Consider the following 14,873-nt stretch of genomic DNA (forward strand, 5'->3'; position numbering starts at 1 on the left):
GCCCTTACGGCGAGTCACTTTTTGTCAAACGCGACAAAAAGTAACCAAAAAACGCTGCGCTCCATTCATCCGGCCCTCCGCTACGCTCCGGGTTCCCTCACTCCGGCCTTGCTCCCGGGAGGACCGCGCTGCAGGGCCCATCCTGGGCCCCAGCGCTTGACGGGCATCCATGCCCGTCACCTCCCTCCGCAAGGCCTGCGTTCGGCCTCCTGAAGTCGCGAAAGTACGGGCGGCGCCTGGACTGACGCAGCTGTCGCTAGCGAGGTATGAGGATAGACTCCTGATCGGCAACGGCAACGGCAACGGCAACGGCAACGGCAACGGCAACGGCAACGGCAACGAGCAGCACGTCTGCATCTGCGTGATCAGATAAACTGCCTTCATGTCTGATTTTTCTCTTCCCCAAGCCCCTCTGCAACGCCTGGACCTGCCTTGGTTGCGCCACGCGGGAATCGAAGCCGCGGTCCTGCGTCTGGACCTGATCGACCCGCTGATCAGCGGCAACAAATGGTTCAAGCTGCGTCATCACCTGATCCAGGCCCGCACGGCCGATGCCCCGGGCCTGATCAGCCTGGGCGGCAACCATTCCAACCATCTCCACGCCCTGGCGGCCGCCGGCAAGCGCTTCGGCTTCGCCACCGCCGGCCTGCTGCGTGGCCACCCGCAGGAAACACCGACGGTGCTAGACCTGCGAGCCCTGGGCATGGAACTGCACTGGCTCGGTTTCGGCGGCTACCGCGCCCGCCATGAGCCCGGTTTCTGGCAGCCCTGGCAGGCCCGGTACCCAGGTTGGCACTGTATCCCCGAAGGCGGTGGCGGCCTGGCCGGTGCCCAGGGCTGCGGGTTGATCGTCGAGCAATGCCGGGCGCAACTGGCAACGCTCGGCTGGACCGACTACGACGCCTGGTGGCTGGCGGCGGGAACCGGCACGACCCTGGCGGGCCTGGTGCTGGAGGAGGCGGGCAGGCATGTGGTCCATGGCGCCCTGGCCGTGCCCCTGGACCACGGCGTGCCGGAAACCATCGCAACATTGGCGGGCGTGCAGGGCTACCAGCTGCACGACGCCAGCCGTGGCGGTTTTGCCCGTATCGACGACGCGCTGCTGGCGTTTATCGCCGACACCGAACGGCAAACCGGCATGCCGCTGGAGGCGCTCTACACCGGCAAGGCCCTGCTGTCCCTGCGCGACCAGGTCGAGGCCGGGCGTTTCGCCCCCGGCACCCGCCTGGTGTTCCTGCACACCGGAGGCCTGCAGGGACGACGCGGCTACTTGTAGGGCAGCATGCGCAGCAGCGTGTTGTCGCGCCGCACGTAGTGGTGGTAGAGCCCGGCCAGCGCGTGCAGGCCGATCAGCCAGTAGCCCCAGCTACCGATGCGCTCGTGCCAGCCCTTGATGAACTTGCTCAGGTCCGGATCCGGGGCGACGATGGCCGGCAGCTCCAGGCCATAGAACGGGATCGGCTTGTCGGCGGCGCTGAGGATTGCCCAGCCGGCCAGCGGCAGGCCGATCATCATCAGGTACAGCAGCAGGTGCACCAGGTGCGACAGGCCCGTCTGCCAGGCTGGCGGCCTGGGCACGATCGGCGGGGTGGGGCGCGACAGGCGCAGGGCCAGGCGCAGCCAGACCAGCACGAATACCGTCAGCCCGAGCATGAAGTGCAGGTCTTTCATCAGGTCGCGTTCGGCGCTGCCCTTGGGGAACAGGCCGCGCAGCTCGATGCAGGCGTAGACTGCGGCCAACAGCACCAGCATCAGCCAGTGCAGGACGATCGACAGCCGCGCGTAATGGGTCGCGGGAGTGGATGAAACCATGGTGGATCCTCGTCATCAGGTCAAAAAGGGCGCTCTTGCTGGCGCCTGCCCCTAACTCTAATCGCTGGCGTGGAAATGTGTTTGCTTCAGATCTATCAAACGCGGCCGACACAGCGGGCTTGGGTGATGGCTTTGGGCCTGCACCCGATCTCCATCGCACAAGGATCCTGTGTCAATGAAACGCCTCATCTCCACCCCTCGGGTAGCGCTGTTCGGCGCCCTGTCCCTGCTGCTCGCCGGCTGCGAGCAAAACCCGGCGGTCAAGACGCCACCGATTGCCGCCCTGACCATTCCGCTGTGCGTGAACGACGAATGCGCCGTACTGGACCAGAACGGCGCATTCCGAGTCGCCCCAGGCAGCGAGTTCACCCAGATCTATACCCAACCCTTCACCAACGCCTTCATCTTCGGGCGTGGCGACTACTGGCACCTGGCAAGTGGTGACGGCAAGCAGGTGATTCGCGCCGACCTCACCGACGAGCTCTACACCCTGACCCCTGGCCTGTTCGGCTACGTCCGCAATGGCAAGGTCGGGGTGATGGACGAGCAGGGCAAGGAAGTCCAGCCGGCCATCTTCGACAATGTCTATGTCGGTGGCGACAACGACTTTATCGTCTACGAGATCGACGAACTGCGCGGCATCCTCACGCCTCAGGGCGAGAAGGTCAGCGAGGCGGTATTCGACTCAATGTACGTGCGCGAGGATTTCGCCAAGCGCGGCAACTGGGTGCTCGCCGAGCGCCAAGGCGAAAGCTGGGGATACAACCTCAAGACCAAGGTGTTGCGCAAGCTGGACTTCGACACCATTGTCAGCGCGGCCGACGGGTATCTGGTGGTCTCCCGCGAAGGCGGCGCAGGCAAGGGCCTGGCTGATGCCACCGGCAACCTGGTGATTGCGCTCGACAAGGGCTGGCTGGGCACGCCAGGCGGTGGCCTGGTGGCGTATCGGGATGGTTACGACAAACCTTGTGGCTACCTGGATTATCAAGGCAAGGTCGTGATCGAGGCGCAGTACCAGAACTGCGAGACGTTCGGCAAGGTTGGCGGCATGGTGCAGTTGCCGCGTACCGACGAAGACCGGGGCAAAGCCGGGATGATCGGGCATGACGGCAAATGGCTGATCGAGCCCGAGTACGACTCGATCGGCGACGCGGGTATTGGCCTGCTCGGCATGAGTGGCCACCGCCCTGGTTTCAACCATATCGGCAAGCTGCAGAACATGTTCCTGGCAACCTACGGAACCATCGACCTGGACCAGGGGAAGGTTGTGTTCCAGCCCACCTACAAGCAGATCGGTGTGGTCGCGCCCAAGCGCTATGCCTTCACCGAGCTGAAATCGCCGAAGAAGACGGTCATGCTCCTCGGTAGCCCGAGTGAGACGGATACCGTGGGCCTGATGGACGAGCAGGGCAAGGTGTTGGTCAAGCCGGAACAGTTCGTGTCGTTCAAGCTGTTGGCCGATGGCCATCACCTGCTCGCTGCCGAGGGTAGCAGGTCGGACAACTTGCGCGCACTGTATGACCTCGATGGCAAACTGCTGGTGCCCGCCAAATGGCAAGACCTGGAAGTCGACGAGGCGCGTGGCGCGATCTTCGCCTATCGGGTCGAGGGCAATGGCGACGACGCCGTGCGCACGCTGCGCGCCCTGTATCGTCTGGATGGCAGCGTGGTGTTCGACACCAACCGCCTGCCCTGCGGCGCGGAACAGGTGGTCGACGGCAAGGGCCAGGTGCTGTGGCCGAAGGATGCCCAGGCGCATTGCCCGGCGCCTGAGCCAGTGGCCGAGGCGTCCTGACGCTTGAGCTCCCGTCGCCGGCGAATCGGCGGTGGGGGCTGCTTCAGCGTGGGGGGAGGTCTGGCCAGTTGTCGGCCACCAGGAACATCCGTTCGACCTCTGCCCATGTCCCGTCCGGCTGTTCCTCCACCCTGCTCAGCAGGTGTGCGTGGGCATCGGGCTCCAGCCCTTCCCGCCAGGCGGTGAAGCGCGCTGCATTCCAGCAGGCTTGTGCTTCGAACCGCGCCGGTGCCAGCCATGCGTGGCGGGGCAGGGGCTGCCAGCATCCATTATCGGCTTCGCTCCATTGCGATTGACGTAGCCAGCCACCGCGCAGGTGCCGGGGGTTGGCGCCGTCAGGCGAGTGGGTCTGTCCCGACCGTGGGTAGAACAGGTAGCCGCCAAGCCACAGGTGGGCCTGCACCCGATCCAGGCCCAGTCCGGCCAGCACCGAGTGACTCCGCGATCCGCTCGACATGGGCAACTGGTGCTGTACCAGGTGCGCCAGCTTGCGCCCCAGCCGGTCATGGCAACCGGGGCCGAGCCAGAGGTCCGGGTTGCCGCCGTCACCGCTCGGTGGTCCCAGATAGAGCTTGATGGCCAGCTCCAGGTGATGATCGCCTTCGCGGTCGCGCAGCAGGATGTCCAGTTCGCCCAGGGTGTGCCCGCCGTCGCGGATCGCCAGGTTGGCCGCCAGCAGCTCGATGCCCGGCGCCTGCTGCAGGGCGAACTGCCACAGGCTTTCGTAGTACAGGCCCAGGCGCCGGCTGTTCAGGCGTGTCAGCCAGGCCAGCAGCGGCGCAGGCTCCTGGTCGAGCGACGCGAGCCATTGGCTCAGGCGCTGCGGATCATCGGCCCAGGCGCTGCCCTGCAGCGGGTGGCGCTGGGGGCAGCCGGCCTGCGCCAGCAGCGGGGGCGACAGCAGCGCCCAGGCCAGGTCGCGCACGGCAGGGTGGCGCAGCTGGCGGGGCAGGGACTCGAGGTCGGCGAAGGGCATCATCCTGCGAGCATAGCCGGTTTGCCGCTGGCCGGTCCTTTCGCCCATAATCCCGGCATTGTCACCCCGCCGCAGAGCCTTGCAGGAGCACCATGGAGCAATTTCGCAATATCGGTATCATCGGACGCCTTGGCAGCTCCCAGGTGCTCGACACCATTCGCCGACTGAAAAAATTCCTCCTCGAGCGCCACCTGCACGTGATCCTCGAGGACACCATCGCCGAAGTCCTGCCTGGCCACGGCCTGCAGACTTCCACGCGCAAGCTGCTGGGCGAGGTCTGCGACCTGGTCATCGTGGTCGGCGGCGACGGCAGCCTGCTTGGCGCCGCCCGCGCCCTGGCCCGGCACAACATCCCGGTACTGGGCATCAACCGCGGCAACCTGGGCTTTCTCACCGACATCCGTCCCGACGAGCTGGAAGAGAAAGTCGCCGAGGTGCTCGACGGCCACTACCTGGTGGAGAACCGCTTCCTGCTGCAAGCCGAGGTACGCCGCCACCACGAGGCCATCGGCCAGGGCGATGCCCTCAATGATGTGGTGCTGCACCCGGGCAAGTCGACGCGGATGATCGAGTTCGAGATCTACATCGACGGCCAGTTCGTCTGCAGCCAGAAGGCCGATGGCCTGATCGTTGCCACCCCGACCGGCTCCACCGCCTATGCGTTGTCAGCCGGCGGCCCGATCATGCACCCCAAGCTCGACGCCATCGTCATCGTGCCGATGTACCCGCACACGCTGTCGGGCCGGCCGATCGTGGTGGACGGCAACAGCGAGCTGAAGATCGTCGTGTCCAAGGACCTGCAGATCTACCCGCAGGTCTCCTGTGACGGCCAGAACCACTTCACCTGCGCCCCCGGCGACACCATCACGGTGAGCAAGAAACCGCAGAAGCTGCGCTTGATCCATCCGCTGGACCACAACTACTACGAGGTCTGCCGCACCAAGCTCGGCTGGGGCAGCCGCCTGGGCGGCAGGGACGACTGATGCTCGATCCGGCGCGCAGTTTCGACATCATCGGTGACGTGCATGGTTGTGCGCTCACCCTCGAACGCCTGCTCGACGCGCTCGGCTACAAGCGGGTCGGCGGGGTCTGGCGCCACCCGCGGCGCCAGGCGCTGTTCCTCGGCGATATCGTCGACCGCGGCCCGCGCATCCGCGAGGCGCTGCACATCGTCCACGATATGGTCGAGGCGGGCCAGGCCTTCTGCATCATGGGCAACCATGAGTACAACGCCCTGGGTTGGGTTACCCCGGCACTGCCCGGCAGCGGCAAGGCTTTCGTGCGCGAGCACACCCCGCGCCATGCCCGGCTGATCGACGAGACCCTCACCCAGTTCGCCCAGCATCCTGGCGACTGGCACGATTTCATCCAGTGGTTCTATGAGCTGCCGTTGTTCGTCGACGCCGGGCGCTTCCGCCTGGTGCACGCCTGCTGGGACCCGCGGCTGATCGAGCCGCTGCGCCAGCAGTACCCCACGGGCCGCATCGACGAGCACTTCGTGCAGGCGTCGGCGGTGTCCGGCAGTTTCGCCGCCACGGTGTGCAACCGCCTGCTGCGCGGCACCGACATGCGCCTGCCGGACGGCCTGACGCTGACCGGCGGCGACGGCCTGACCCGCGCCTTCTTCCGCACCAAGTTCTGGGAGGAAGACCCGCAGACCTACGGCGACATCGTTTTCCAGCCCGACGCGCTGCCCGACGAAGTGGCCCGCACGCCCCTAAGCCACAGCCAGAAGAACGCCCTGCTGCGCTACGACGAGGACGAGCCGCTGCTGTTTGTCGGCCACTACTGGCGCAGCGGACGCCCGGCGCCGATCCGGGGCAACCTGGCGTGCCTGGACTACAGCGCCGTGCTCTACGGCAAGCTGGCGGCCTACCGCCTGGATGACGAAACCCGCATTGACCCGCACAAGTTCGTCTGGGTCGACGTCGACCGTCCGCAGGCCAGCCAATGAACGTGATCGAAGTACTGCGCCTGCCGCTGGCGGTCGACCTCAGCGGTTTCGTCGCCTTGCTGCGGCGCCTGCAGGTACCGCACCGGGTGGTGGAGGAGGGCGAGGAGCAGGTGCTGTGGGCGCCGCCGGCCATGGCCGGGGATGTGCTCGAACTCTACCGGCGTTTCCCTGATGGCAATGCCGATCTGCAAGCCTTGCCGGAACCCGTGGAGGTCGCTCCGGCGGCGCCTTCGCTGAAGGAGCAGGCCATGGCCTGCAAGGTCACCGCTGCGGTGCTGATCCTGAGCCTGGTGGTCGCCGGGGTAACCGGCCTGGGCGACAACCTGTCGACCATCGGCTGGTTCACCTTCCTGTCGTTCAAGGTGCAGGGCGACTACCTGTACTTCACCCCGTTGCTCCAGGGCCTGGCCGAAGGCCAATGGTGGCGCCTGGTGTCGCCGATGCTGCTGCACTTCGGCGTGCTGCACCTGGCAATGAACGGCCTGTGGTACTGGGAACTGGGCAAGCGCATCGAGTTGCGCCAGGGCCCGTGGATGCTGCTGGGTCTGACCTTGCTGTTCAGCCTGGTGTCCAACCTGGCCCAGCATTTCACCAGCGGCCCGAGCCTGTTCGGTGGCTTGTCCGGCGTGCTCTATGGCTTGCTAGGGCATGTCTGGCTGTACCAGTGGCTGGCGCCCAATCCGCAATTCAACCTGCCCAAAGGCGTGCTGGTGATGATGCTGATCTGGCTGGTGATCTGCCTGAGCGGCGTGGTCGGCCAACTGGGCTTCGGCCAGATCGCCAACGCCGCCCATGTCGGCGGGTTGCTCATCGGATGCCTGACCGGCCTCTTGGGCGGAGCACTCGCCAGGCGTAGACTGTCGGCCTGACTGAGGAGACACCATGTCCACTTTCGCGCAAATGATCGAAAACATCACCCCCGAGATCTACGAGAGCCTGAAGACGGCCGTGGAGATCGGCAAATGGTCCGACGGCCGCAAGCTGACCGCCGAACAGAAGGAGCTGTCGCTGCAGGCGGTGATCGCCTGGGAGATGAAAAACCTCCCCGAGGAGCAGCGCACCGGCTACATGGGCCCGCAGGAGTGCGCCTCGAAGTCGGCGCCGATCGCCAACATCCTGTTCAAGTCGGACTCGGTACATTGATCGAACTCGCTCGTGGCTCTTTGAGCAAGATGGCGGTGCGTCTGGACGCACCGGTCGTTCAATACAGTTTCCGCCTGGATGACGCCGAGGTGCCGGTCAACCCGCTGATCGGCCAGTCGATCCGCCTGGAATACCTCGGCGCGATCCACTGCACCCACTGCGGCAAGCGCACCAAGACCAGCTTCAGCCAGGGTTACTGCTACCCGTGCATGACCAAGCTGGCCCAGTGCGACGTGTGCATCATGGCCCCGGAGAAATGCCACTACGACGCAGGCACCTGCCGGGAGCCTTCGTGGGGCGAGCAGTTCTGCATGACCGACCACGTGGTCTACCTGGCCAACTCGTCGGGCATCAAGGTCGGCATCACCCGCGCCACCCAGCTGCCCACCCGCTGGCTCGACCAGGGTGCCAGCCAGGCGCTGCCGATCATGCGCGTGGCCACTCGTCAGCAATCCGGGCTGGTCGAGGACGTGCTGCGCAGCCAGGTGCCGGACCGCACCAACTGGCGCGCGTTGCTCAAGGGCGACGCCGAGGTGCTCGACCTGCCGGCCATCCGCGAACAGATCTTCGACGCCTGCGCCGACGGCATCCGCGGCCTGCAGGAGCGCTTCGGGTTGCAGGCCATCCAGCCGTTGCCCGACGCCGAGGTGGTGCAGATGCGCTACCCGGTCGAGGCCTACCCGAAAAAGATCGTCAGCTTCAACCTCGACAAGGACCCGGTCGTGGAAGGCACCCTGTTGGGCATCAAGGGTCAGTACCTGATCTTCGACACCGGCGTGATCAACATTCGCAAGTACACGGCCTACCAGCTGGCCGTGCTCCAGTAAAAGGATCGTCACCATGCGTACCGAACAACCGCAAGTGATCTACCTCAAGGACTATCAGGCCCCCGAATACCTGATCGACGAGACCCACCTGACCTTCGAACTGTTCGAGGACCACAGCCTGGTCCATGCGCAGCTGGTCATGCGCCGCAACCCCGAGCGCGGCGCCGGCCTGCCGCCGCTGGTGCTCGATGGCCAGCACCTGGAGCTGCTGAGCGTGCAGCTGGACGATCAGGCGCTGGGCGCCAACGACTACCAGCTCGATGACGACAGCCTCACCGTGCATCCCAAGGCCGAACGTTTCACCCTGGATACCAGCGTGAAGATCCACCCGGAAAGCAACACCGCACTGGAAGGCCTGTACAAGTCCGGCAAGATGTTCTGCACCCAGTGCGAGGCCGAGGGCTTCCGCAAGATCACCTACTACCTCGACCGCCCGGACGTGATGAGCACCTTCACCACCACGGTGATCGCCGAGCAGCATCGCTATCCGGTGCTGCTGTCCAACGGCAACCCGGTCGGTGACGGCCCGGCTGAAGGCGGCCGCCACTGGGCGACCTGGGAAGACCCGTTCAAGAAGCCGGCCTACCTGTTCGCGCTGGTGGCCGGGGACCTCTGGTGCAAGGAAGACACGTTCGTTCGCCAGTCAGGCCGCGAGGTGACCCTGCGCATCTATGTCGAGCCGGAAAACCTCGACAAGTGCGACCACGCCATGGTCAGCCTGAAGAAGTCGATGCGCTGGGACGAGGAAGTCTATGGTCGCGAGTACGACCTGGACATCTTCATGATCGTCGCGGTCAACGACTTCAACATGGGCGCCATGGAAAACAAGGGCCTGAACATCTTCAACTCCAGCTGCGTGCTGGCCCGCGCCGAGACCGCCACCGACGCCGCCCACCAGCGTGTCGAGGGCGTGGTCGCCCACGAGTACTTCCACAACTGGTCGGGCAACCGCGTGACCTGCCGCGACTGGTTCCAGCTGTCGCTCAAGGAAGGCTTCACGGTGTACCGCGATGCCGAGTTCAGCGCCGACATGAACTCGCGCACGGTCAAGCGCATCGAGGATGTCGCCTACCTGCGCACCCACCAGTTCGCCGAGGATGCCGGCCCCATGGCCCACCCGGTGCGTCCGGCGAGCTTCATCGAGATCTCCAACTTCTACACCCTGACCGTGTACGAGAAGGGCGCCGAGGTCGTGGGCATGGTCCATACCCTGCTGGGCGCCGAGGGCTTCCGCAAGGGCAGCGACCTGTACTTCGAGCGTCACGACGGCCAGGCGGTGACCACCGACGACTTCATCAAGGCCATGGAAGACGCCAACGGCGTCGACCTGACCCAGTTCAAGCGCTGGTACAGTCAGGCCGGCACGCCGCGCCTGGAGGTCAGCGAGGCCTATGACGGCGCCGCGCAGACCTACAGCCTGACCTTCCGCCAGAGCTGCCCGCAGACCCCGGACAAGGTCGAGAAACTACCGTTCGTGATCCCGGTGGCCCTGGGCCTGCTGGACGCCGAGGGCAACGACCTGCCGCTGCGCCTGGTGGGCGAGGCGCAGGCCGTCGGCAGCAGCCGCGTGCTGTCGGTGACCGAGGCCGAGCAGACCTTCACCTTCGAGGGGATCAAGGCCAAGCCGTTGCCGTCACTGCTGCGCGGCTTCAGCGCACCGGTCAAGCTGGGCTTCCCGTACGACCGCGATCAGCTGATGTTCCTGATGCAGCACGACAGCGACGGCTTCAACCGCTGGGAAGCCGGCCAGCAGCTGTCGGTACAGGTACTGCAGGAACTGATCGGCCAGCATCAGCGCGGCGAAGCGCTCAAGCTCGACCAGCGCCTGATCACCGCCCTGGCTACCGTGCTTGGCAATGCGTCGCTGGACCCGGCCATGGTCGCCGAGATGCTCTCGCTGCCGGGCGAGGCCTACCTCACCGAAATCAGCCAGGTGGCCGACGTCGATGCGATCCACGCCGCTCGCGAGTTCGCCCGCCAGCAGATCGCCGAGCAGTTGTTCGACGCCCTGTGGTCGCGCTACCAGGCCAACCGCGAGGTGTCGCGCAACACCGCCTATGTGGCCTCTGCCGAGCACTTCGCCCGTCGCAGCCTGCAGAACATCGCCCTGTCCTACCTGATGCTCAGTGGTAAGCCGCAGGTACTGGAGGCGACCCTGGAGCAGTTCGACCAGTGCGACAACATGACCGAGCGCCTCACCGCCCTGGCGGTGCTGGTCAACTCGCCGTTCGAGCCCGAGCGGGCCAAGGCGCTGGAGGCCTTCGCCGAGCACTTCAAGGACAACCCGCTGGTCATGGATCAGTGGTTCAGCGTACAGGCGGCCAGTGCACTGCCGGGCGGCCTGGCGCGGGTCCAGTCGTTGATGCAGCACCCGGCCTTTACCCTGAAGAACCCGAACAAGGTGCGGGCGCTGGTCGGCGCCTTCGCCGGGCAGAACCTGGTCAATTTCCACGCCGCCGATGGTTCGGGGTACCGCTTCCTGGCGGACCTGGTGATCGAGCTCAACGCGCTGAATCCGCAGATCGCCTCGCGCCAGCTCGCACCGCTGACCCGCTGGCGCAAGTACGACGACAAGCGCCAGGCGTTGATGAAGGGCGAGCTGGAGCGGATTCTCGCGTCCGGGGCGCTGTCCAGCGATGTGTATGAGGTGGTGAGCAAGAGCCTCGCTTGAGACCCCTGGGGCTGCTGCGCAGCCCTTTCGCGGCACAAGGCCGCTCCTACAGGGGGCCGCGATCCTCTGTAGGAGCGGCCTTGTGCCGCGAAAGGGCCGCGCAGCGGCCCCAATTGTTCTTGTGGTTAACAAAACATAACGTCCCGCTCGTTGTGTTCCGCCGAACAACCCCGATACGATGACCCGAAGCTATTCCAGGGCTCTGGAACAGGGTTTTCGCAGTACCTGGCAATAGATTGACCCACCACAAGAACACAACAGGGGGCAGTCATGAGAGAGCGGGCAAGGGCACGCTACAGCCTGGCGGCCAGCGCGATGCTGGCGCTGACGCTGAGTATCGGGGCCGGGCAAGTCCTGGCGGCGGTGGCCGCCGAGGAATACTCGGTAGAGTCGGCCAAGGCCAGCCAGAGCCTGTTGATCGGCGCCACCCACGCCGGGCAACGCCTGGTGGTGGTCGGCGACCGCGGCCACATTCTGTTCTCCGACGACCAGGGCCAGACCTGGACCCAGGCCCGGGTCCCCACCCGGCAACTGCTCACTGCGGTGTTCTTCCTTGACGACAAGCGCGGCTGGGCCGTCGGCCACGACGCGCAGATCCTCGCCAGCAGCGACGGCGGCGCGACCTGGAGCAAGCAGTTCGAAGACCTGTCCCGCGAAGCCCCCTTGCTCGATGTGCGCTTCCTCGACCCGCAGCACGGCTTCGCCGTGGGCGCCTACGGTGCCCTGCTGGAAACCCTCGATGGCGGCCAGCACTGGCAGGACGTCGCCGAGCGCCTGGACAACCCCGAGCAGTTGCACCTCAACGCCATCACCCTGGTGAAGGACGCCGGCCTGTTCATCGTCGGCGAGCAGGGCGGCATGTTCCGCTCCAGCGACGCCGGCCAGAGCTGGACCAAGGTCCAGGGGCCCTACGAGGGCTCGCTGTTCGGCGTGATCGGCACCGCCCAGCCCAACACCCTGCTGGCCTACGGCCTGCGCGGCAACCTGTTCCGCTCAACTGATTTCGGCGACAGCTGGCAGCCGATCGAGCTCAAGGCCGAGCGTGGCCCGCTCGAATTCGGCCTGGCAAGCGCTACGCTTCTCGAAGACGGCAGCCTGGTGCTGGTCGGCAACGGTGGCAGCGTGCTGCGCAGCCATGACGACGGGCAGACCTTCAGCGTGCGCAACCGCGCCGACCGCATCGCCCTGTCGGGCGTCAGCGGTCTGGGCGGTGGCGGCCTGCTGCTGGTCGGGCAAGGGGGCGTGCACCTGGCCTCGGCCGACGGCACCCAGGAGGCGCGTCCATGACCAGCCGGGAGAGCTTCGACATGCAGCACAAGGACAAGGCCACCCTGCTGGAACGCCTGATCTTCAACAACCGCCCCATCGTCATCGCCATCTGCGTGTTGGTGAGCATCTTCCTGTTCTGGCAGGCCACGCAGATCCGCCCCTCCACCAGCTTCGAGAAGATGATCCCGCTGCAGCATCCGTTCATCGAGCAGATGCTCGAGCACCGCAACGACCTGGCCAACCTCGGCAACACCGTGCGTGTGTCGGTGGAGTCGACCAAGGGTGACATCTTCGACAAGGACTACATGGAGACCCTGCGCCAGATCCATGACGAAGTCTTCTACATCCCCGGCGTCGACCGTGCCGGCCTCAAGTCGCTGTGGAGCCCCAGCGTGCGCTGGAGCGAGGTCACCGAGGAAGGCTTCTCCGGCGGCGAGGTGATCCCCAACACCTACAACGGCTCCCAGGACAGCCTCGACACCTTGCGCGACAACGTGCTCAAGTCCGGCCAGGTCGGGCGCCTGGTGGCCAACAACTTCAAGTCCAGCATCATCGACATTCCGCTGTTGGAGAGCCACCCCGATCCGCAGGATCCGGGCAAGCAGGTCAAGCTCGACTACCAGCAGTTCTCGCATCAGCTGGAAGAGAAGATCCGCGACAAGTTCCAGGCACAGAACCCCAATGTGAAGATCCACATCGTCGGCTTTGCCAAGAAGGTCGGCGACCTGATCGACGGCCTGGTGATGGTGGCGATGTTCTTCGGCGTGGCGCTGGTGATCACCTGGGCGCTGCTGTACTGGTTCACCTGGTGCATCCGCAGCACCATCGCCGTGCTCATCACCACCCTGGTGGCGGTGGTCTGGCAGCTGGGGCTGATGCATGCGGTGGGCTTCGGCCTGGACCCGTACTCGATGCTGGTGCCGTTCCTGATCTTCGCCATCGGCATCTCCCACGGGGTGCAGAAGATCAACGGCATCGCCCTGCAGTCGAGCGACGCCGACAACGCCCTGACCGCGGCGCGGCGCACCTTCCGCCAGCTGTTCCTGCCGGGGATGATCGCCATTCTCGCCGACGCCGTGGGCTTCATCACCCTGCTGATCATCGACATCGGGGTGATCCGCGAGCTGGCCATCGGCGCCTCGATCGGCGTGGCGGTGATCGTCTTCACCAACCTGATCCTGCTGCCGGTGGCGATCAGCTACGTCGGCATCAGCCAGAAGGCCATTGCCCGCAGCAAGAAGGACGCCACCCGCGAGCACCCGTTCTGGCGCCTGCTGTCCAACTTCGCCAGCGCCAAGGTGGCGCCGGTGTCGGTGGTGCTGGCACTGCTGGCCTTCGCCGGCGGCCTCTGGTACAGCCAGAACCTGAAGATCGGCGACCTTGACCAGGGCGCGCCGGAGCTGCGCCCGGACTCGCGCTACAACCAGGACAACAGCTTCATCATCAGCAACTACTCGACCAGTTCCGATGTGCTGGTGATCATGGTCAAGACCCCGGCCGAGAGCTGCTCGATCCACTCGACCATGGCGCCGATCGACGAGTTGATGTGGACCATGGACAACACCCCGGGGGTGCAGTCGACCATTTCCCTGGTGACCGTGTCGAAACAGGTCATCAAGGGCATGAACGAGGGCAGCCTGAAATGGGAAACCCTGTCGCGCAACCCGGACATCCTCAACAACTCCATCGCCCGCGCCGATGGCCTGTACAACGCCGACTGCTCGCTGGCGCCGGTGCTGGTGTTCCTCAACGACCACAAGGCCGAGACCCTGGAGCGGGTCACCGCCGCGGCCAAGGCCTTTGCCGACAGCCACAACAAGGACGGCCTGCAGTTCCTCCTGGCGGCGGGTAACGCCGGCATCGAGGCGGCCACCAACGAAGTGATCAAGTCGGCCGAGCTGACCATTCTCATCCTGGTCTACATCTGCGTGGCGGTGATGTGCATGATCACCTTCCGCTCCTTCGCCGCGACGCTGTGCATCGTCCTGCCGCTGGTGCTGACCTCGGTGCTGGGCAACGCGCTGATGGCGTTCATGGGCATCGGCGTGAAGGTCGCCACGCTGCCGGTGGTGGCGCTGGGCGTGGGCATCGGCGTGGACTACGGCATCTACATCTACAGCCGCCTGGAGAGTTTCCTGCGCGCCGGCCTGCCATTGCAGGAGGCCTACTACGAAACCCTGCGCTCCACCGGCAAGGCAGTGCTGTTCACCGGCCTGTGCCTGGCCATCGGTGTGTGCACCTGGATCTTCTCGGCCATCAAGTTCCAGGCCGACATGGGCCTGATGCTGACCTTCATGCTGCTGTGGAACATGTTCGGCGCCCTGTGGCTGCTGCCGGCGCTGGCGCGGTTCCTGATCAAGCCAGAGAAGCTGGCGGGCAAGGAAGGCGGGTCGATCTTCGCTCACTGACCAAGGCGGCAGTAGAGT

The 14,873-nt window shown here is 65.5% G+C and carries 13 protein-coding genes; 11 read left to right on the forward strand and 2 right to left on the reverse strand.

Features of this window, described 5'->3' with window-relative positions; genetic code table 11:
• Nucleotides 1-169 precede the first annotated feature (169 nt).
• Both LU671_RS14355 and LU671_RS14360 read left to right on the forward strand, forming a co-directional pair.
• On the forward strand, nt 170-373 hold the full coding sequence (locus LU671_RS14355; protein ID WP_232855997.1) for a hypothetical protein: 204 nt from the start codon (nt 170-172) through the stop codon (nt 371-373).
• A gap of 9 nt (nt 374-382) precedes the next feature.
• The gene (locus LU671_RS14360) at nt 383-1,276 is read left to right on the forward strand and encodes a 1-aminocyclopropane-1-carboxylate deaminase/D-cysteine desulfhydrase (protein ID WP_232855998.1); all 894 of its coding nucleotides are present in this window, start codon (nt 383-385) and stop codon (nt 1,274-1,276) included.
• Here LU671_RS14360 and LU671_RS14365 read toward each other — a convergent pair.
• Nucleotides 1,267-1,812 carry a cytochrome b gene (locus LU671_RS14365; RefSeq protein WP_203647515.1) on the reverse strand — a complete coding sequence of 182 codons (546 nt, stop codon included), beginning with the start codon at nt 1,810-1,812 and terminating at the stop codon, nt 1,267-1,269. The two genes, LU671_RS14360 and LU671_RS14365, sit on opposite strands and share 10 nt — an antisense overlap.
• Nucleotides 1,813-1,987: 175 nt before the next feature.
• On the opposite strand from LU671_RS14365, the gene LU671_RS14370 reads away from it, so the two are divergent.
• Nucleotides 1,988-3,607: a WG repeat-containing protein gene (locus tag LU671_RS14370; protein WP_232855999.1), complete on the forward strand. Its 1,620-nt coding sequence runs from the start codon at nt 1,988-1,990 to the stop codon at nt 3,605-3,607.
• Between the two features lie 43 nt (nt 3,608-3,650).
• Here LU671_RS14370 and LU671_RS14375 read toward each other — a convergent pair whose 3' ends face one another.
• The gene (locus LU671_RS14375) at nt 3,651-4,631 is read right to left on the reverse strand and encodes a DUF1853 family protein (protein WP_232856000.1); all 981 of its coding nucleotides are present in this window, start codon (nt 4,629-4,631) and stop codon (nt 3,651-3,653) included.
• A 44-nt stretch (nt 4,632-4,675) separates the two neighbouring features.
• Between LU671_RS14375 and LU671_RS14380 the strand changes: the two genes are divergently transcribed.
• From LU671_RS14380 to LU671_RS14415, 8 genes are all read left to right on the forward strand, one after another.
• Complete coding sequence (locus LU671_RS14380) at nt 4,676-5,566, forward strand: NAD(+) kinase (RefSeq protein ID WP_023632574.1); 891 nt, start codon at nt 4,676-4,678, stop codon at nt 5,564-5,566.
• On the forward strand, nt 5,566-6,537 hold the full coding sequence (locus LU671_RS14385) for a metallophosphoesterase (protein WP_203647512.1): 972 nt from the start codon (nt 5,566-5,568) through the stop codon (nt 6,535-6,537). The genes LU671_RS14380 and LU671_RS14385 overlap by 1 nt, the downstream gene beginning before the upstream one ends.
• Nucleotides 6,534-7,406 (forward strand): rhomboid family intramembrane serine protease, encoded by an 873-nt coding sequence (locus LU671_RS14390; RefSeq protein ID WP_232856001.1) that lies wholly within the window; start codon nt 6,534-6,536, stop codon nt 7,404-7,406. Before LU671_RS14385 ends, LU671_RS14390 begins: the two co-directional genes overlap by 4 nt.
• 13 nt (nt 7,407-7,419) lie before the next feature.
• On the forward strand, nt 7,420-7,680 hold the full coding sequence (locus tag LU671_RS14395; protein ID WP_011532970.1) for a YeaC family protein: 261 nt from the start codon (nt 7,420-7,422) through the stop codon (nt 7,678-7,680).
• Complete coding sequence (locus LU671_RS14400) at nt 7,677-8,507, forward strand: DUF2797 domain-containing protein (RefSeq protein WP_028692915.1); 831 nt, start codon at nt 7,677-7,679, stop codon at nt 8,505-8,507. The genes LU671_RS14395 and LU671_RS14400 overlap by 4 nt, the downstream gene beginning before the upstream one ends.
• Nucleotides 8,508-8,520: 13 nt before the next feature.
• Nucleotides 8,521-11,178, forward strand: coding sequence for an aminopeptidase N (gene pepN / locus LU671_RS14405; RefSeq protein WP_232856002.1), 2,658 nt, complete (start codon nt 8,521-8,523; stop codon nt 11,176-11,178).
• 270 nt (nt 11,179-11,448) lie between these two features.
• A complete protein-coding gene (locus LU671_RS14410; protein WP_232856003.1) occupies nt 11,449-12,465 on the forward strand; it encodes a WD40/YVTN/BNR-like repeat-containing protein in 1,017 nt (338 codons plus the stop codon).
• A complete protein-coding gene (locus LU671_RS14415; protein ID WP_203647508.1) occupies nt 12,462-14,855 on the forward strand; it encodes an efflux RND transporter permease subunit in 2,394 nt (797 codons plus the stop codon). Before LU671_RS14410 ends, LU671_RS14415 begins: the two co-directional genes overlap by 4 nt.
• Nucleotides 14,856-14,873: the final 18 nt, after the last annotated feature.

Origin of the sequence: Pseudomonas sp. NMI760_13 (assembly GCF_021283245.1) — a bacterium.
GTDB classification, from domain to species: domain Bacteria; phylum Pseudomonadota; class Gammaproteobacteria; order Pseudomonadales; family Pseudomonadaceae; genus Aquipseudomonas; species Aquipseudomonas peradeniyensis.

Bases quoted from the DNA above. Each gene is read 5' to 3' on its own strand.
- LU671_RS14410 (WP_232856003.1), top strand. From the start codon at position 11,449: ATGAGAGAGCGGGCAAGGGCACGCTACAGCCTGGCGGCCAGCGCGATG.
- LU671_RS14365 (WP_203647515.1), bottom strand. From the start codon at position 1,812: ATGGTTTCATCCACTCCCGCGACCCATTACGCGCGGCTGTCGATCGTC.
- LU671_RS14395 (WP_011532970.1), top strand. From the start codon at position 7,420: ATGTCCACTTTCGCGCAAATGATCGAAAACATCACCCCCGAGATCTAC.
- pepN (WP_232856002.1), top strand. From the start codon at position 8,521: ATGCGTACCGAACAACCGCAAGTGATCTACCTCAAGGACTATCAGGCC.
- LU671_RS14375 (WP_232856000.1), bottom strand. From the start codon at position 4,631: ATGGGCGAAAGGACCGGCCAGCGGCAAACCGGCTATGCTCGCAGGATG.
- LU671_RS14370 (WP_232855999.1), top strand. From the start codon at position 1,988: ATGAAACGCCTCATCTCCACCCCTCGGGTAGCGCTGTTCGGCGCCCTG.
- LU671_RS14390 (WP_232856001.1), top strand. From the start codon at position 6,534: ATGAACGTGATCGAAGTACTGCGCCTGCCGCTGGCGGTCGACCTCAGC.
- LU671_RS14415 (WP_203647508.1), top strand. From the start codon at position 12,462: ATGACCAGCCGGGAGAGCTTCGACATGCAGCACAAGGACAAGGCCACC.
- LU671_RS14355 (WP_232855997.1), top strand. From the start codon at position 170: ATGCCCGTCACCTCCCTCCGCAAGGCCTGCGTTCGGCCTCCTGAAGTC.
- LU671_RS14380 (WP_023632574.1), top strand. From the start codon at position 4,676: ATGGAGCAATTTCGCAATATCGGTATCATCGGACGCCTTGGCAGCTCC.
- LU671_RS14360 (WP_232855998.1), top strand. From the start codon at position 383: ATGTCTGATTTTTCTCTTCCCCAAGCCCCTCTGCAACGCCTGGACCTG.
- LU671_RS14385 (WP_203647512.1), top strand. From the start codon at position 5,566: ATGCTCGATCCGGCGCGCAGTTTCGACATCATCGGTGACGTGCATGGT.